At 71.9% G+C, this 17,135-nt stretch carries 15 protein-coding genes; 11 read left to right on the top strand and 4 right to left on the bottom strand.

Features of this window, described 5'->3' with window-relative positions:
- Positions 1–7 precede the first annotated feature (7 nt).
- On the bottom strand, positions 8–2,248 hold the full coding sequence (locus ACP7BP_RS20120) for a transglycosylase domain-containing protein (RefSeq protein ID WP_426247289.1): 2,241 nt from the start codon (positions 2,246–2,248) through the stop codon (positions 8–10).
- Positions 2,249–2,330: 82 nt separating this feature from the next.
- Between ACP7BP_RS20120 and ACP7BP_RS20115 the strand changes: the two genes are divergently transcribed.
- The 4 genes from ACP7BP_RS20115 (at position 2,331) to ACP7BP_RS20100 (ending at position 5,399) form a co-directional block, all read left to right on the top strand.
- Positions 2,331–2,897: a PadR family transcriptional regulator gene (locus ACP7BP_RS20115; protein ID WP_426247287.1), complete on the top strand. Its 567-nt coding sequence runs from the start codon at positions 2,331–2,333 to the stop codon at positions 2,895–2,897.
- 39 nt (positions 2,898–2,936) lie between these two features.
- Complete coding sequence (locus tag ACP7BP_RS20110; RefSeq protein ID WP_426247285.1) at positions 2,937–4,019, top strand: inositol-3-phosphate synthase; 1,083 nt, start codon at positions 2,937–2,939, stop codon at positions 4,017–4,019.
- A 109-nt stretch (positions 4,020–4,128) separates the two neighbouring features.
- The gene (locus ACP7BP_RS20105) at positions 4,129–5,019 is read left to right on the top strand and encodes a hypothetical protein (protein WP_426247283.1); all 891 of its coding nucleotides are present in this window, start codon (positions 4,129–4,131) and stop codon (positions 5,017–5,019) included.
- Positions 5,016–5,399, top strand: coding sequence for a GntR family transcriptional regulator (locus tag ACP7BP_RS20100; RefSeq protein ID WP_426247281.1), 384 nt, complete (start codon positions 5,016–5,018; stop codon positions 5,397–5,399). Before ACP7BP_RS20105 ends, ACP7BP_RS20100 begins: the two co-directional genes overlap by 4 nt.
- Before the next feature lie 88 nt (positions 5,400–5,487).
- On the opposite strand, the gene ACP7BP_RS20095 is transcribed toward ACP7BP_RS20100, so the two are convergent.
- Positions 5,488–5,964 carry an SRPBCC family protein gene (locus ACP7BP_RS20095; RefSeq protein WP_426247279.1) on the bottom strand — a complete coding sequence of 159 codons (477 nt, stop codon included), beginning with the start codon at positions 5,962–5,964 and terminating at the stop codon, positions 5,488–5,490.
- A gap of 72 nt (positions 5,965–6,036) precedes the next feature.
- Positions 6,037–7,461 (bottom strand): CCA tRNA nucleotidyltransferase, encoded by a 1,425-nt coding sequence (locus ACP7BP_RS20090; protein ID WP_426247530.1) that lies wholly within the window; start codon positions 7,459–7,461, stop codon positions 6,037–6,039.
- Positions 7,462–7,619: 158 nt separating this feature from the next.
- Between ACP7BP_RS20090 and ACP7BP_RS20085 the strand changes: the two genes are divergently transcribed.
- From ACP7BP_RS20085 to trxA, 7 genes are all read left to right on the top strand, one after another.
- Positions 7,620–9,947 carry a DUF6049 family protein gene (locus ACP7BP_RS20085; RefSeq protein WP_426247277.1) on the top strand — a complete coding sequence of 776 codons (2,328 nt, stop codon included), beginning with the start codon at positions 7,620–7,622 and terminating at the stop codon, positions 9,945–9,947.
- Complete coding sequence (gene murJ / locus ACP7BP_RS20080; protein WP_426247275.1) at positions 9,944–11,599, top strand: murein biosynthesis integral membrane protein MurJ; 1,656 nt, start codon at positions 9,944–9,946, stop codon at positions 11,597–11,599. The genes ACP7BP_RS20085 and murJ overlap by 4 nt, the downstream gene beginning before the upstream one ends.
- A gap of 56 nt (positions 11,600–11,655) precedes the next feature.
- On the top strand, positions 11,656–13,461 hold the full coding sequence (locus ACP7BP_RS20075; RefSeq protein WP_426247273.1) for a protein kinase domain-containing protein: 1,806 nt from the start codon (positions 11,656–11,658) through the stop codon (positions 13,459–13,461).
- The gene (gene sigM, locus ACP7BP_RS20070; RefSeq protein WP_426247271.1) at positions 13,458–14,147 is read left to right on the top strand and encodes an RNA polymerase sigma factor SigM; all 690 of its coding nucleotides are present in this window, start codon (positions 13,458–13,460) and stop codon (positions 14,145–14,147) included. The genes ACP7BP_RS20075 and sigM overlap by 4 nt, the downstream gene beginning before the upstream one ends.
- Positions 14,148–14,219: 72 nt before the next feature.
- Positions 14,220–14,900, top strand: coding sequence for a hypothetical protein (locus ACP7BP_RS20065; RefSeq protein WP_426247269.1), 681 nt, complete (start codon positions 14,220–14,222; stop codon positions 14,898–14,900).
- A 113-nt stretch (positions 14,901–15,013) separates the two neighbouring features.
- Positions 15,014–16,027 carry a thioredoxin-disulfide reductase gene (gene trxB / locus ACP7BP_RS20060; RefSeq protein ID WP_426247267.1) on the top strand — a complete coding sequence of 338 codons (1,014 nt, stop codon included), beginning with the start codon at positions 15,014–15,016 and terminating at the stop codon, positions 16,025–16,027.
- A 102-nt stretch (positions 16,028–16,129) separates the two neighbouring features.
- A complete protein-coding gene (gene trxA, locus ACP7BP_RS20055) occupies positions 16,130–16,444 on the top strand; it encodes a thioredoxin (protein WP_426247265.1) in 315 nt (104 codons plus the stop codon).
- A 13-nt stretch (positions 16,445–16,457) separates the two neighbouring features.
- On the opposite strand, the gene ACP7BP_RS20050 is transcribed toward trxA, so the two are convergent.
- Positions 16,458–17,102, bottom strand: a complete 645-nt coding sequence (locus tag ACP7BP_RS20050; RefSeq protein WP_426247263.1) for a GNAT family N-acetyltransferase — start codon at positions 17,100–17,102, stop codon at positions 16,458–16,460.
- Positions 17,103–17,135 lie beyond the last annotated feature (33 nt).

Raw genomic sequence — 17,135 nt, 5'->3', positions numbered from 1 at the left:
CGTGTGCTTACGACGGCGGGGGGGTGGTCGGCGGCACCGGCGGCGGCGGGACCGGCGGGGGAGGCGTCGTCGGCGGCACCGGCGGCACGGGCGGCGGCGGGACCGGCGGCGTCGGGACCGGCGGCGTCGGAGTCGGTGTGGGGGTGGGAGTGGGCGTCGGCTTCGGCGGCTTGGGCGGCTTCTTCGTCGGCTTGTGGGTCGGCGGCGGGGGCGGCGGCACGTAGGGCTCGTGACCCTCGGAGGGCGCCTCGCCGTCGACGAAGACCGGCTCGGGGAAGTCCTCGACGTCCATGCCCTCGGTGGCCTGCTGCATGATCGCGGTCCAGGTGTCCGCGGGGTAGTCGGCGCCGAAGTACGACGGCAGCCAGCCGTCGAGCTGGTCGTCGCCGTCGCCGCGTATGTACATCACGGCCGCCGCGAGCTGCGGGGTGTAGCCGGCGAACCAGGCCGAGGACACCGCGCCCTTGTCGTTGGTCGCCGTACCCGTCTTGCCGGCCGCGGGCCGGCCGAGCGCCAGCGCGGCCTGGCCGGTGCCGTTCTGCACCACCTGCTGCATGGCGTACGACGTGTCGGCAGCGATGTCCTCGTCGACCGCGGGGCGGGTCTTCTCCGGACGGTTGTAGAGCACCTCGCCGTCCTTGCCGACGACCTTCTCGATCACGTGCGCGTCGGCACGCTCGCCGCCGTTGGCGATGGTGGCGTAGGCGTTGGCCATGTTGATCGGGCTCACGCGGCCGCGACCCAGGGTGATCAAGGTGTCGTCGGGCATGAAGTCCGTCGAGCGCATCGGGATGCCCGGGAACTTGCTGGAGGGCTTGTTGCCCGGGATGCCGAGGGCACGCGCCATGTCGTAGATCGACTCGGGCCCGTTGTCCATCGAGGCGGACATGTCGACGAAGGCGGTGTTGATGGACTGCTCGGCTGCACTGATCAGGTCGACCGACGAGCCGTAGTCGTTGCCGAGCCCGTCGGAGCCGACGCCCTCGTTGTTGACGGTCAGGCCGTCCGGGAACTCGTAGGGCGAGTTGCCCTCGAAGGAGTCGTTGAGGCTGAAGCCCTGCTTGATCGCCGCAGCGATGGTGAGCGGCTTGATCGTCGACCCCGCCATGCCGCCGGTCGCGGCCCAGTTGATCTGGGAGTCGAGGTAGTCCTGCCCGGCGTAGAACCCGCGCACCGCGCCGGTGCCCGGCTCGACCAGCGCCGCACCGATGTGCAGCTGCTTGTCGCCGAAGCCCTCCGGGCGCTGGGCGAGTACGCCGTCCTTCGCGGCGGCCATGGCCGCGGGCGTGAACGTCGTGGTGACCCGTAGGCCGTCGCCGTCGATCTGCTCGTCGGTGAACTGCAGGCGCTTCAGCTCGTCGCGCACCAGCTGCAACATGTGGCCCTTCTGGCCGCCGAGCTGGCTCTCCACCTTGATCTTCGGGAACTTCGGGAGCCGCTTGGCCGCCTTCTCGGCCTCCTCGGACGAGATCTTGTCCATGTCGGCCATGCCGCCCAAGGTGTACTCGTAGCGCACCCGCAGGGCCTCCTTGGCGTCCTTCCCGTTGGCCGGGTCGAGGTTGCTCGGGTTGTTCAGCACGCTGGCCAGCACCGCCGACTCGCGGAGGTTGAGCTTGGCGGCGGGCTTGTCGAAGAAGGCCTGCGCCGCGGCCTGGATGCCGTAGGCGCCGCGGCCGAAGTAGATCGTGTTGAGGTAGCCCTCGAGGATCTCCTGCTTGCTCACCTCGCGCTGGATCTTCAGCGACAGGATCGCCTCAGTGATCTTGCGCTGGAGGCTGCGCTCGCTGGTGAGGTAGAGGATCTTGACGTACTGCTGGGTGATCGTCGACGCGCCCTGGGTGCTGCCGCCGCTGGCGTTGGAGAACGCCGCTCGCAGGATGCCCTTGGGATCGATGCCCTTGTCGGTGTAGAACGACCGGTTCTCTGCGGCGATCACCGCGTCCTTGACCGTGTCGGGCATCTCGTCGAGCGGGATGGAGTCGCGGTTCTGGTTGGCGAAGCGGCCCAGCTCGCTCTTGCCGTCGGCGTAGTAGACGAAGCTGGTCTGGGTCTCGAAGTCCTCGTTGGGGTCCGGGATGTCGATCGCCTGGTAGAGCGCGACGAAGGTGCCGGCCCCGAGGAGAGCGCCGACGAGCACGACCACCAGCAGCCACTTGAGGATGCGTCGCACCCGGGTGCCGCGCGCGACCGGTTGCTTCTTGGGGCGCTTGGTCACGGGGGGGCCGTCGGCTCGGCGCTTAGGACTCACGGCGGTAAGGGTAATCAACGCCGGATGCCCCGCTGTCATCCCGCGGTTTCAGGTGGCGCGGATATATCGCTACGATAGGTCTGTGGCACGTCGCGCAGAAACCATCGAGCTCGCAGTCCTCGGACTGCTGCACGAGGGACCCATGCACGGATACGAGCTGCGCAAGCGCCTGAACCTCATGCTCGGCTGGGGTCGGGTGCTGTCCTACGGGTCGCTCTACCCGACCTTGAAGAAGATGCTGCGCGCCGACCTCATCGAGGAGGCCACGGGCGACCCCGCCCCGGTCACCCGTCGGCCGCGCATCGTCTACGAGGTCACCGAGGCCGGGCACCGGGAGTTCGAGCGGCTGATGGCCGAGGTCGGGCCCACCGCGTGGGAGGACGACAACTTCGGCATCCGGTTCGCCTTCTTCGGTCGCACCGACATGGAGATCCGGCTGCGCGTGCTTGAGGGCCGTCGTACCCGACTCCAGGAGCGTCTCGACCGGGTGCAGACCGACCTGGCCCGCACGCAGAAGGAAGTCGACCGGTACGCCATCGAGCTGCAGCGTCACGGGGTCGAGTCGGTCGAGCGGGAAGTTCGCTGGCTGTCCGACCTGATCAATGCGGAGCGGGCCACCCCCGCGCCTGCACCAGAGCACACCGAATAGCACCAAGTTCAACGACTCACGGAGATGAAGGAGACCCTCATGGGTTCGGTACGAGTGGCAATCGTGGGAGTAGGCAACTGCGCCACATCCCTGATCCAGGGCGTGGAGTACTACAAGGACGCCGACCCCGAGGGCTCCGTCCCGGGTCTCATGCACGTCAAGTTCGGTGACTACCACGTCTCCGACGTGCAGTTCGTCGCCGCGTTCGACGTCGATGACAAGAAGGTCGGCAAGGACCTTTCCGAGGCCATCAACGCCTCGGAGAACAACACCATCAAGATCGCGGACGTCCCCACCCTCGGGATCGAGGTGCAGCGCGGCCCGACGATGGACGGTCTCGGCAAGTACTACCGCGAGACCATCGAGGAGTCGGCGGCCGAGCCGGTCGACATCGTGCAGGCGCTCAAGGACGCCAAGGCCGACGTGCTCGTCTCCTACCTGCCGGTGGGCTCCGAGCAGGCCGACAAGTTCTACGCCCAGTGCGCGATCGACGCCGGCGTGGGCTTCGTCAACGCGCTGCCCGTCTTCATCGCCTCCGACCCCGTGTGGGCCAAGAAGTTCGAGGACGCGGGCGTGCCGATCGTCGGCGACGACATCAAGAGCCAGGTCGGCGCGACCATCACCCACCGGGTGATGGCCAAGCTGTTCGAGGACCGCGGCGTCGCGCTCGACCGCACCTACCAGCTCAACGTCGGCGGCAACATGGACTTCAAGAACATGCTCGAGCGTGAGCGTCTGGAGTCCAAGAAGGTCTCCAAGACCCAGGCGGTGACCTCCAACCTCAAGGGCGAGCTCGCCGACAAGGTCAGCGACCGCAACGTGCACATCGGCCCGTCCGACTACGTCGCGTGGCTCGACGACCGCAAGTGGGCCTACGTGCGCCTCGAGGGTCGCGCCTTCGGTGACGTGCCGCTGAACCTCGAGTACAAGCTCGAGGTCTGGGACTCCCCCAACTCGGCCGGCATCATCATCGACGCCGTCCGCGCCGCGAAGATCGCCCTCGACCGCGGCATCGGCGGCCCGATCATCCCCGCGTCGACGTACCTCATGAAGTCGCCCCCGGTGCAGATGCCCGACGACATCGGTCGCCTGGAGCTGGAGAAGTTCATCCGCGGGGAGTGACCCGCTTCTAGCTTCACCTCACGAGCCCGGTTTGTGTCGAACGCTTGACACAAACCGGGCTCGTCTGCATCCTCACCTTTGTATCAATGTCTTGACACAAGGGTGGATCGTGTTCGGTATCGGTCTGATCGAGCTCCTCGTGCTGGGTCTGCTCCCGGTGGTGTTCGTCGTCGTCATGCTGACTGTGCTGCTGGCGTTCGCCCGCCGGGACGTGGAGACGGGCCGCGAGTGGCTGGCCGTCGTGGCGATCCGGATCCTCGGTGGAGCCGTGGGACTGGCGGCCGCCGTCACCTCGACGTACACGCTCGACCTGGGCCGCGGACTGCTGCTCGCCCCGGCGACCGTGGGCTTGGGCGTCATGCTCGGCGTCGCGGTCGGGGAGACGGTCGTCCGGCCTCGGCGTACGTCGGGACCGCGGAGCGCGTCGCTCGAGCCACGACGGGTGTGGGCCTTCCTGCCTCGTCCGCTGGCCTGGACCGTAGCGGTGCAGGCCACCGTCCTCGTGGCGACTCTGGTGCTCACCACCGCCACCGCGACTGCTGACGACCTGGGCCGGGCCGGTCGCAGCCTGACCTGCCACGACGTCGGCGCGGGCTTCTCGGCAACTCCCTATCCGGGCAGCTTCTACAGCTACCCACTGCTGGGGATCCTGGCCCTGGTGACGGTGGTCGGCGTGTGGGCGGCCCGCGCCGTCGTGCGGCGCCCTCGCGGCTTCGCGCCCTCCGAGTACGGCGACGACTCCCTGCGCACTCGCTCGCTCACCGTCATCGTGGCGGCGGTGGGGCTGTCCCTCGCCGCGACGCACGTCGGTGTGGCGGTGACCGCGCTGGCTGCGGTGTCCGAGGCCGGCGGCAGCGCGTGCGGGACCGGGTGGACGTCGGCGTTCGACATCGCCCTGCTGGTCAGCGTGCCCTTCGCGCTGGTGGTGGCCGTCTGGTGTGGCGTGCGGCTGCTGCTCAACGACCGGCTGGGCGCCCCCGAGCGCGTCGCCGTGCGATGAGCGCTCTCGTCACCGTCGACCCCGCCGACCCGACGCCGCCCTACGAGCAGGTACGACGCCAGCTCGCCGACCTGATCGGCGTCGGCGGGCTCACTGCTGGCGACCGGGTGCCGCCGCTGCGGCAGCTGGCCGGCGATCTCGGGCTCGCCGTCGGCACGGTCGCTCGCGCGTACCGCGAGCTGGAGGCGGCCGGCTTGCTGGAGACGCGCCGTGGCGGCGGCACCCGGGTCGCCCGGACCGCAGGCGTCGCTGGCACCTCCGCCGATGCCGCGACAGGTCAGCGGGTCGACGACCTCGCCGCGGCGTACGTGCTGAGGGCGCGGGCGCTCGGGGCTGATGACGGGGTGATCGAGGAGGCGGTGCGCCGACAGCTCGACTGAGGTTCGCGGGCGAGTCTCAGGGTTTGTGGCCTGTGCAGGGGTCACGAACCCTGGGAGTCACCGGATATCCGGTGACTCCGGGCCGCCCTCAGCCCTCCGCCGCGACCTTGACCCGAGCCAGGGTCGCCCGCATGCCCTGCCGCAGCTCCTCGCCGTACGTCTCCTGGCCGCCGAACGCGATGGCGATGAGGCGGCGCGAGATGGCGCCGATCCCGTCGGGCGCCTGGCGGCGCTGGGTGATCCGGGTGCCGCCGGACCCGTCCGCCTCGATCGGCTCGAGGGTGAACGACCAGACCATCTGGTTGTCGGTGATCCGGAACGCGATCTCGCGGTGCGGCTCGAAGCGCACCACCCTCGAACGGGTCGGCCACACCAGGGGGCCGCGGCGGTTGATGTTGACCAGCGCGGTGCCCAGCTGGATCGGCCCGGAGCTGCGCTTGATGCTCCTCACGACCTGCGGGCTCCACTCGGCGAGCCGCGGCAGGTCGGAGACCAGCGCCCAGACCCGCTCGACCGGGGCGGCCACCTCGATCGTCTCCTCGAGAAGGGCAGGTTCATCGCTCATGGGGCAGCACGCTACGGGTAGCGCCGGGTGGGCTCGGAGTCGGCGTCGGCCGGCTGGTCTGCGGACCAGCCGCTAGCGCGAGGCCCACCACTCGAGCAGCGCGGCGCGTACGACGTCGGGGTCCTGGGGCCCGTGGTCCATCCGCAGCTCCAGCAGGAACCGGTAGGCCTCGCCCACGTCCCGGCCGGGCCCGATTCCGAGGACCTCCATGATCTGGGTGCCGTCCAGGTCGGGCCGGATCGAGGCGAGCTCCTCCTCCTCCGACAGCCGGGCGACGCGCTCCTCCAGCTCGTCGTAGGTGCGGCGCAGCCGCTCGGCCTTGCGCTGGTTGCGCGTCGTGCAGTCGGCGCGGGTGAGGATGTGCAGGCGCTCGAGCTGGTCGCCGGCGTCGCGGACGTAGCGGCGTACGGCGGAGTCGGTCCACTCCCCCGAGCCGTAGCCGTGGAAGCGCAGGTGCAGCTCGACCAGCTTCGCCACCGCGGCGATCTCGTCGTTGGAGAAGCGCAGCGCCTTCATCCGCCGACGCGTGATCTTGGCGCCGACTACGTCGTGGTGGTGGAAGGTCACGGTGCCGTCGCCGGCGAAGCGGCGGGTGCGCGGCTTGCCGACGTCGTGCATCAGGGCGGCGAAGCGGCCCACGAAGTCGGGCGGCGCGTCCGGTCCGCCCCGGGCGGTCTCCAGGTCGATCGCCTGCTCGAGCACGGTCAGGGTGTGCTCGTAGACGTCCTTGTGCCGGTGGTGCTCGTCCCGCTCGAGCGCCAGCGCCGGCAGCTCCGGCAGGACGATGGCGGCCAGCCCGGTCTCGACCAGCAGGGTCAGCCCTCGCCGGGGGTACGGCGCGCAGACCAGCTTCACGAGCTCGTCGCGCACCCGCTCCGCGGAGATGATGGAGATGCGGTCGGCCATCGCGGTCATCGCCGCGACCACCTCCGGTGCCACGTCGAAGCCCAGCTGGGCGGCGAACCTGGCCGCGCGCATCATCCGCAGCGGGTCGTCGGAGAAGGAGTCCTCGGGCCGGCCAGGGGTGCGCAGCACGCGCTCGGCGAGGTCGGCGATGCCGCCGTACGGGTCCTCGAAGAGACGGCCAGGGACGGTCACCGCCATCGCGTTGACGGTGAAGTCGCGCCGGCCCAGGTCGCCGGCGAGCGAGTCGCCGAAGGCGACCTCGGGCTTGCGCGAGGACGGGTCGTAGCTCTCGGCGCGGTACGTCGTGATCTCGACCTGCCAGGGCCCCTTGCGGCAGCCGATGGTGCCGAAGTCCCGGCCCATGTCCCACACGGCGTCCGCCCAGCCCGACACCAGCCGCTCGGTCACCTCGGGCAGGGCCGACGTGGTGAAGTCGAGGTCGTTCTGGAGGCGGCCGAGCATCGCGTCGCGCACGGGCCCGCCGACCAGGGCCAGCTGCTCGCCCGCAGCCTCGAACCGACCCCCGAGCTCGTCGATGACCGAGCCGATCCGGTCGAGCTCGCGGGCCACCGACTGCTGCACCTCGACCATCGAGAGCGGAGCGGGGCGCACGCCGTCCCGGGCAGGGGTTTCGGGGCGTGGTGCGGTGGCGTCGGGCACGACAGGGCAGTCTACGAAAGGAGCGCGGGCAGACCGGCATCCGTGCGGCCCTCCGCCTCCGGCCGGGCAAGCCGCACTACAGTCGGGGGGTGTTTCGCCCCCCATCGCTGACGGCTGCCCTTGCGGGTGTCCTGGCGGCGGCGACCTGTCTGATGGGTGCGGTGCCGGCGGCGAACGCGATCACCGGCCCAGGTCGCGACGACCGGGCCTCCGGCGTCGGGACCGCCAAGATCACCAAGACCACCGGGGCCGCCGGGGCCACCAGGGCCACCAGGGCCGCCAAGGCCGGCGGGCAGGCGGAGGACGCCACCGCTCCGCTCGACATCAAGATCGCCACCCTCAGCCCGTCGGTCGTCGAGGCCGACACCGACGTGACGATCACCGGCACCGTCACGAACACCACCACCGAGACCTGGACCGGCGTCAACGTGCAGGCGTTCCGCTCGACCACGCCGATCACCGACGCGGCGACCCTGGCCACGGCCGCCGAGTCCGAGCCCGACAAGTACGTCGGGGACCGGATCATCGAGGCGGGGACGTTCGAGACGATCGAGAGCCTCGAGCCCGGTGACGAGGCACCGTTCACGGCGACCGTGCCGCGCGCCGACCTCGGTGTCGAGGCGGGGGTCTACTGGATCGGCGTGCACGCCCTCGGCGACTCGCCCAGCGCCCCCAGCGACGGCCGGGCCGACGGCCGCGCCCGCACCTTCATCCCGCTCCTCCCCGAGGGTGCTCGCCCGATCGACGCCGCGCTCGTGCTGCCGCTGCGCGCGACGGTGCACCACGACCCCGACGGCCGGGTCTCCAACCCCGCGCAGTGGGCCCGCCGGCTGGGTCCGCGCGGCCGCCTCACCAACGTGCTGCGCGCCGGCCAGAGCGCGGGCACCCACCCGGTCACCTGGCTGGTCGACCCCGCCGTCGTGCAAGCGGTGACGGCACTGGAGGACGGCAACCCGCCGCTGAGCCTCTCGCCGCTGCCGGGCAGCGAGGAGACGGAGGCGCCCGAGGCCGAGTCGCCCTCGGCCACCGAGTCCCCCGCTCCGCCCACGGCCACCGAGCCCCCGGCCGAGCAGGACCTGTCGCCCGAGAACGCCGCCGCCGCGGCCGCCGCGACCACCTGGCTCGACCTCTTCCAGCAGGCGATGGCGACCCGACCCATCCTGACCCTGCCGTACGGCGACCTCGACATGTCGGCCGCGGCCCGGCACGCACCCGAGGTCTACGACCTGGCGATGGATCGGTCGGCCGACGTGATGACCGGGCTCGACGTGGCCGCCAGCCCCGCCCTCGCCCCACCCACCGGCTACCTGAGCCCGGAGGCGATCGCCCGGGCCCCCCGCGAGTCGCTGGTCCTCCTCTCGGATGCGGCGGTCGCCAGCGCCGGGGGGACGGCACCGTCCGCGGGCACGCTGCTGGACCACCAGATCGCGATGACGTCGTCGGGCGCGGCCGCCGGCGGACCCGGTCCGGAGTCGCCCAGCTCGCCGATCGCCGTACGCCAGCGGCTGCTCAGCGAGGCCGCCGTGAGGATGGTCACTGGAGACCGGACGCCGATCATCGTCGTGCCGCCGCCGACCTGGGACCCCGCTGACGCCGACGAGCTCTACGACAGCTTCGCCGAGGGTGTGCTGCGGATCCGTGAGCTCTCCGACGTGGTGGCCGACCGCTCGGTCCCCCTGGCCGACGACGCGCTCAGCTATCCCGACGACGAGCTCGCCGACGAGCTCCCGGCGAGCAGCTTCGAGAGCGCCCGGTCGCTGATGGCTGACGGCCTGGTCCTCTCCGGCGTGCTAGACGCCACGGCCGGCATCGGCTACCAGGTCGGCAACATCGCGCTCACCGACCTCTCCTACTTCTCCCGCCGCAACCCGATGAGCTCCCGGCTGGCCACCGAGCGCTCGGCCGGCGGCATCGCCGATATCCTCGGGAAGGTGACCATCGACGGCCCGCCCGCCGTCACCCTGTCCAGCGACGAAGGCGGCTTCGGAGCGACCATCGCCAACGCGCTCACGGAGGCCGTGACCGTGCGCGTGGCCGCGACCACCGACGGGGGCATGGAGCTCACCGGACCGGAGACGATCACCCTGGCCCCGCGCTCCCGCAGCCGGATCCTGTTCGCCGCGACCGCGACCCGGCAGGGCATCCACACCGTGACCCTGCGGGTCACCGACGTCGAGGGGGAGCCGCTCGGCTCCGCCACGACGTTCTCGGTGCGGACCGCGCAGGTCAGCCTGCTGATCTGGCTGATCATGGGCGCCGGCGCGGCCATGCTCTTCGGGGCCATCGCGGTCCGGCTCGTCCGCCGCCTGCGCGGGCACCCGGAGTCGAGCGACGGCTCCGGGGACGAACCCGTGCACGAGCCGGGCGGCGAGGCCCCCCCGTCCGCCTCGGTCAAGCGCGAGCCGACGACCAGATGAGCGGCCAGACGAACAGCACCGACGCGGGGATCCTCTCCTCCAGCGCGGTGATGGCCGCCGGCACCACCGTGTCCCGGCTCTCCGGCTACGTCCGCTCGATCCTGCTCGTGGCGGCGCTGGGCAACGCGCTGCACGCCGACGTGTTCACCATCGCCAACACGGTGCCGAACATGCTCTACATCCTGTTGGCCGGTGGTGTCTTCAACGCCGTGCTCGTGCCGCAGCTGGTCAGGTCCATGAAGGACGACCCCGACGGTGGTGAGGCCTACGCCAACCGGGTCATCACCCTGGCCGCGGTGTTCCTCGGCGTGGTCACCGTCGTGCTGGTGGTCGCCGCACCGCTGGTCATGTCGGTGCTCCTCGACTCGTCGTACTCCGAGCCCGGGCTGGCCGAGCAGCGCCAGTCGGCCATCGACTTCGCCCGGTTCTGCCTGCCGCAGGTGTTCTTCTACGGGATGTTCGTGCTGGTCGGGCAGGTCCTCAACTCGCGCGGCCGCTTCGGCCCGATGATGTGGGCGCCGATCGCCAACAACGTCATCTCGGTGGGCGTGCTGGCGGTCTACCTCCTCGTCTTCGGCCCGGCGTCCGGCGCCGAGAGGACCGGCGCGTTCACCAGCGGCCAGGAGCTGCTGCTCGGTCTCGGAGCGACCGCTGGGATCGTCGCCCAGCTGCTGATCCTGGCGCCCTATCTCAAGAAGGCCGGCTTCACCTACCGGCCGCGCTTCGACTTCCGCGGCACCGGCCTGGGCCACACGCTCCGGCTGGGCATCTGGACCGTGCTGTTCGTGATCGTCAACCAGGCGGCCTACACCGTGGTGATCCGGCTCGCCTCCGGCGGCCCCGCGGAGAGCACCGACGGCACCGGCGTGACCGTCTACTCCAGCTCGTTCCTGCTCGTGATGGTGCCCCACGCGATCCTCACGGTCTCGCTCGCCACCGCGATCCTGCCCCGGCTCTCCGCGCAGGCGCGCGACACCGAGTACGCCGCCCTGGCCGGCACCCTGGCCGGCACGCTGCGCACCGCGCTGGCCGTCGTGCTGCCCTTTGCGGCGCTGCTGCCGATCGTCGCGCCCGAGGTGGCCGCGGTGGTGTTCAGCTTCGGGGCCGGTGCCTCCAACGTGGAGAACTTCGTCCCCACGCTCTCGCTCTTCGGGATCGGGCTGGTGGTGTTCACGGTCCACTACCTGATGCTGCGCGGGTTCTACGCCCTCGAGCAGACCCGCACGGTCTTCTTCATCCAGTGCGCGGTCGCCCTGGTGAACATCGCCGTCGCCGTCCTGCTCGTGGGGCGCACCAGCGCCGCCGACACCACGCCTGCGCTGACCCTGGCGTACGCCGCGGCGTACCTCGTCGGGGCCTGCCTGAGCTACTCCGTGCTCGGCCGTCGCCTCGGCGGGCTGCACACCCCGAGGCTCGCCCGGTTCGCCGTGCGGCTGGTGCTGGCCGTGCTCGTCTCCACGGCGGCGGCCCTAGCCGTCGCCCTACTCCTCCCGGGATGGGGCGAGCAGCCGGGCCGGCTGACCGCCCTGTGGCGAGGCACGGCCATCGGCCTCGTGGACCTCGGGGTGCTGCTGCTGATGGCCCGCGCCCTGCGCCTGCGCGAGATCACCTCGGTCGTGGACACGGTCCGAGGGCGCGTCTCCCGGAGCTGAGTCCGGCCTACGATGAGCCCCATCCAGGGTCCGACTGCGAGGGGAGGGGCTGGCTGATGACCGGCTCGATCCGCGCGGGAGACGTGCTCGCGCACCGCTACCGGCTCGACGACCTGTTGAGCGAGAGCGGCGACGGTCGCTTCTGGCATGCCCACGACACCCTGCTGACGCGGCCGGTCGCCGTGCACATCATCACCAGCACCGACGAGCGCGCCCCCGAGCTGCTGGAGGCGGCCCGCAGGTCGGCCACCCTCGTCGACCGGCGGATCCTGCGCGTGCTCGACGCCCGCGACTCCGACGGCCACGTCTACGTCGTCAACGAGTGGGGATCGGGCGCTTCCCTCGACATCACGCTCGCCGGCGACGGCCCGATGTCGCCCCGCGACGCCGCCTGGCTGGTGGCCGAGGTCGCCGACACGATCGCCCGGGCCCACGAGGCCGGCCAGGCGCACGGGCGACTCGCGCCGGAGAACGTCCTGGTCGACCACAACGGCGAGGTCAAGATCATCGGCTTCGCCGTCGACGCCGCACTGCACGGCCTGCCGCCGGGGCGCCGCAGCGCCGACGTGCAGGACCTCGCCGGACTCCTGTACGCCGCCCTGACCGGCCGCTGGGCCGGCATCTCGTCGTCCAGGGTGCCGCCCGCGCCGCACGAGAACGGGGCCCTGCTGCGTCCCCGGCGGGTGCGCGCCGGCATCCCCCGGGTGCTCGACGGCCTCTGCGACGAGGTGCTCAACCCGTACTCCGCCACCAACGCCAGCCGGCCCGACCACGACCTGTCGACCGCGCGGGGGCTGGCCGACGCGCTGACCGAGTTCGTCGGCGACGCGCCGCCTCGCGAGCCGCACCGCGGCCATCCCGACACCGAGCCGGCCATCGGGTCGACCCGGACGGTGCCGGCATCGACACCCGCACCGACCTCGCCGGCCCAGGTGGACATGCCCACCCAGGCCGGCCTGCCCGCCTTCGAGCCGGACGACCCGGACGACGACGTCAGCTGGCTGGCGCCCCGGGGCGAGCGTCCGGCACCGCCCCCCGCCTTCACCCAGCCACCCGACCGGCCGCTGTTCGCGCCCGACCCGCCCCGCGGCGAGCCCGCTCGCCGGCCCCGTCCCGGCGTCACCACGCAGGCGGGCCCGAGCGCACCTTCCACCGACGAGTCGCGCTCGCACACCGGCAGCGGCTTCTGGCCGTGGGCCTCGGCGACGAGCACCGGGTCGGGGTCGATGCCCCCGGTGAGCGACCCCGACGACGAGATCCCCGGCCGCAGCTGGCTGCGGCTGGCCATGGTCATCGGCCTGGCCGCCCTGCTCGTGGTCGCCGTCGTCGCGGCGCTGCAGCTGCGCAACACCGGCGAGGACCCGGCCGACGACGACCCGGGCGAGGACGCACGCGATCGGCCGCGCGCCGTACCCCTCACCGGGGTCGTCGCCCAGGACTTCGACCCTCAGGGCGACCCGCCCTTCGACGAGCACCCCGAGCTGGTGCCGCTCGCCGTCGACGGCGACGCCGCGACGGCGTGGGAGACCAACACCTACACCCAGAACCTCGGCCCGGCCGGCCTGAAGACCGGCGTCGGACTGGTGCTCGACCTGGGTTCGGCCAAGGGGGTGCGCTCGGTGCGGCTCACCCTCCTGGGCGGGCCCACCACCGCTCAGGTGTTCCGCACCGCCGAGGTGCCGGAGACCGTCGACGGTCTGGAGCCCGCCGCCGAGGGCAGCACCAGCGCCGACGACCCCAGTCTGTCCCTGCGGCTGCCCGACGACGCCGCCGACCAGTACGTCGTCGTGTGGCTCACGTCTCTGCCGCCGGTCGAAGGCGGGTTCCGCGGCCAGGTCGCCGAGGTGGTGGTGGCCGGGTGAACCCCGCCTCGGGCGGTCCCGACGGGGTGCCCACCGACGCGGAGCTGATGCGCGCCCACGTCGCGGGCGACCCCGACGCGTTCGGCACCCTCTTCGGCCGGCACCGCGACCGGCTGTGGGCGGTGGCGCTGCGCACGATGGGCAACCCCGACGACGCGGCGGACGGGCTCCAGGACGGGCTCATCGCGGCGTACCGCCGTGCCGGCTCCTTCCGCGGCGAGGCCGCGGTCACCACCTGGCTGCACCGCGTCGTCGTCAACGCGTGCCTCGACCGGCTCCGCGCGTCGAAGGTGCGGGCCGCGCAGCCGCTGGCCGACGACGTGGACGAGTACGCCGACCGCGGCTCCCTGGCCACCGCCGCCACCGAGCTCGACCCGGCTGAGATCGTGGTCGCCGGCGAGCGCCGGCGCCGGGTGCTCGACGCGCTCGCCACCCTGGCTCCCGAGCAGCGGGCGGCGCTGGTGCTGGTCGACATGGAGGGCTACTCGGTGGCTGAGGCGGCCGGGATCCTGGGGTGCGCCGAAGGTACGGTGAAGTCGCGCTGCTCACGTGGTCGGGCCCGCTTGGCGCCGTTGCTCGGTGCCCTGCTCGAGACCTCCGCGCCGGCCGTGCCCGGGAACCCCGACGCGCAGCCACCCGTCCGATCTGCTGAGCACCGCCCCGACGCGCCACGCGGCCCGCCCTGAGGCGCCGGCCATCCACTCCGAGCAGCCAGCGCCCGATCCAGCCCAGCCCAGCCCCAGGAGGTGAACCCGCCCGTGACCGACGACCTGCCCGAACTCACTCCAGCCGAGACCGAGCGGGTACGCCGCCTGCTCGCCGAGGCCCGGCACACCGACCCGATGCCGGCCGCCGTCGCCGAGCGCCTCGACCGCACCCTGGCCACCCTCACCCACCAGCAGCGCGAGCTCGAGACCCGCACGGTGACGTCCCTGGCGGCCCGTCGGCGTCGCCGTTCGACCCAGCTCCTGGTCGCGGCCGTGGCAGTAGTTGCGGTCGCGGTCGGTGCGGGCGTCGGCCAGCTGGTCTCCGGGATGGACCCCGGCACCGTCGGCGCCTCGGGCGGCGACTCGGGCTCTGCGGGCTCCGCCGCCGACCAGGGGGCCGTGCCCGAGCAGTCCGCCGGGACGGGTGCCGGGCAGGACGACCAGCAATCCCGTGCGGAGGCGGCGCCGCCGCGGGTCGATGACGGCACCTTCGAGACCGACGCCGCCGCCGCCAGGAAGTCCCTGGCGGCGGCCGAGAGCTCCGTCGACTCCCTCCACGACCTGGACTGCGACCGGTTGGGCTGGGGTCCGGGCCAGCGGGTGGTGGTGGTCTACCACGGCGACTTCGCAGCCCTGGTGTTCCGCCCGGCGGCCCGCGGCACCCAGGTCGTCGATCTGTTCGCCTGCGACGGGGACGTCGTCCTCCGCAGCGGGAGCGTTCCCGCTTCCTGAGGCTGGCCGACCCGAGCCGAGCCGGGCCGAGCCGGGCCGAGCCGGGCCCGCGCGGGAACAACCCACGTCTACGATCGGTTCAACCGACGTACCCACCACCACGAGTGAGAGCCATGTCTGAGCAGACCAAGCACCGCAACGTCATCATCATCGGTTCCGGTCCGTCGGGTTACACCGCCGCCGTGTACGCCGCCCGCGCGAGCCTCGAGCCCCTCGTCTTCGAGGGCTCCGTCACCGCCGGCGGCGCACTGATGAACACCACTGAGGTCGAGAACTTCCCCGGCTTCCGCGACGGCATCATGGGCCCGGCCCTGATGGACGAGATGCGCGCCCAGGCCGAGCGCTTCGGCGCCCAGCTCGTCTCCGACGACGTCGTCGAGGTCGACCTGACCGGCGACCTCAAGATCGTCAAGACGGCCACCCACACCTACACCACGCGCTCCGTCGTACTCGCGATGGGCTCGGGCTACCGCAAGCTCGGCCTGCCTCGCGAGGACGAGCTGTCCGGCCGCGGCGTCTCGTGGTGTGCGACGTGTGACGGGTTCTTCTTCCGCGAGCAGGAGATCGCGGTCATCGGCGGCGGCGACTCGGCGGTCGAGGAGGCCACCTTCCTCACCCGCTTCGCCAAGAAGGTCTACCTCGTGCACCGTCGCGGGGAGCTGCGCGCCTCCAAGATCATGCAGGAGCGGGCCTTCGCCGACCCGAAGCTCGAGATGGTGTGGAACTCCGAGGTCGCCTCGATCGAGGGCGGCGACCGACTGGAGAGCATCACCCTCCGCGACACCGTCACCGGCGCGGAGCGCCCGCTGGCGGTCACCGGCCTCTTCATCGCGATCGGCCACGACCCGCGCTCGGAGCTCCTGACCGGACAGGTCGACCTCGACGACGACGGCTACGTGCTGGTCAAGCACCCCTCGACGGCCACCAACCTCACGGGCGTCTTCGCGGCCGGCGACCTGGTCGACCACCGCTATCGGCAGGCCATCACCGCTGCCGGCACGGGCTGTGCCGCGGCGCTCGACGCCGAGCGGTACGTCGCCATGCTCGACCACGTGGCCTCCACGGCCGGATCGGTCGAGTCCACCGAGGCCGAGGTGGCCGCGGAAGCAGCCGCCGCCGCGTTCTGACCGACGGCCGCCCACCGGCGACTACTAGGGAACAAGTGTCAGTGGGCGGGTGTTGACTCATCACCAGCAGCAACCTCTTCGAAAGGGCATCCCGTGGCGAACATGGCAGCAGTGACCGACGCCGACTTCGAGGCCGAGGTCCTCAAGTCCGACAAGCCCGTCCTGGTGGACTTCTGGGCCGAGTGGTGTGGCCCGTGTCGCCAGGTGGCCCCCATCCTCGACGAGATCGCCAACGCTCACGGCGACAAGATCACCTTCGTGAAGATGAACGTCGACGAGAACCCGGTCACCCCGGCTTCCTACCGGGTCACCGGCATCCCGACGATCAACGTCTACCAGGGCGGCGAGGTCGTGAAGTCCATCGTGGGCGCGCGCCCCAAGGCCGCGATCCTCAAGGAGCTCGAAGACCTCCTCTGAGGTCTCGATCCGATCAGCCGACCCGGCCGGGCTCACGCCCGAGCCGGGTCGCCTTCTTCGGGGCCGGGCGCACCGCGCCGAGCAGCTGCGCGAGGGCCTGCTCCACCTCGGTCATCCAGGTCCGGGTGGTGCGCAGGTCCATCCGCATCCGGGGCGAGGTCGGGTGCGCGCGCTGGGTCTTGAAGCCCACCGCGTCGAGGAACGCCACCGGCAGCACGCACTCGCGTCCGCCGCTGCTGCGCGCCTCCCCGAACGCCTCGATCGCGGTGACTCGTCGTTCGACCAGGTCGCGAGCGGTGGCCTGCACGAGCATCCGGCCGAGTCCGCCACCGCGGGCCCCCTCGACGACGTAGACCGTCGCCAGGAGTACGGCGTCGGGCGAGATCGGCGCGGTCGGCAGCGTCACCGCTCCCCCGAAGAACCGCACCGGGGCGTAGAGCGCCAGTCCGACCGGGCGGTCGTCGACCAGCAGCACCTGCCCGCAGGTCCCCCACTCGCGCAGCACCTCCGAGATCCACGCCTGCACCTCGGCGGTGCGCTGGTCGTCGTCGACACGTGAGCGGGACACCGGGTCGTGCAGCCAGAAGAGGCAGGAGTGCACGTGCTCGTCGAGCTCCGCCAGATGGTCCGGCGTGAGGCGCGCGATCGTGCGGGCCATGGTCACCTCCCGATACGCCCATGCTAAGCGCGT

Source organism: Nocardioides sp. LHG3406-4 (genome assembly GCF_049897745.1).
Lineage (GTDB): Bacteria > Actinomycetota > Actinomycetes > Propionibacteriales > Nocardioidaceae > Nocardioides.
This window is presented reverse-complemented; position numbering and strand designations above follow the sequence as displayed.

Bases quoted from the DNA above. Each gene is read 5' to 3' on its own strand.
- ACP7BP_RS20050 (WP_426247263.1), bottom strand. From the start codon at position 17,102: ATGGCCCGCACGATCGCGCGCCTCACGCCGGACCATCTGGCGGAGCTC.
- ACP7BP_RS20100 (WP_426247281.1), top strand. From the start codon at position 5,016: ATGAGCGCTCTCGTCACCGTCGACCCCGCCGACCCGACGCCGCCCTAC.
- ACP7BP_RS20090 (WP_426247530.1), bottom strand. From the start codon at position 7,461: ATGGTCGAGGTGCAGCAGTCGGTGGCCCGCGAGCTCGACCGGATCGGC.
- trxA (WP_426247265.1), top strand. From the start codon at position 16,130: ATGGCAGCAGTGACCGACGCCGACTTCGAGGCCGAGGTCCTCAAGTCC.
- murJ (WP_426247275.1), top strand. From the start codon at position 9,944: ATGAGCGGCCAGACGAACAGCACCGACGCGGGGATCCTCTCCTCCAGC.
- ACP7BP_RS20075 (WP_426247273.1), top strand. From the start codon at position 11,656: ATGACCGGCTCGATCCGCGCGGGAGACGTGCTCGCGCACCGCTACCGG.
- ACP7BP_RS20110 (WP_426247285.1), top strand. From the start codon at position 2,937: ATGGGTTCGGTACGAGTGGCAATCGTGGGAGTAGGCAACTGCGCCACA.
- ACP7BP_RS20095 (WP_426247279.1), bottom strand. From the start codon at position 5,964: ATGAGCGATGAACCTGCCCTTCTCGAGGAGACGATCGAGGTGGCCGCC.
- trxB (WP_426247267.1), top strand. From the start codon at position 15,014: ATGTCTGAGCAGACCAAGCACCGCAACGTCATCATCATCGGTTCCGGT.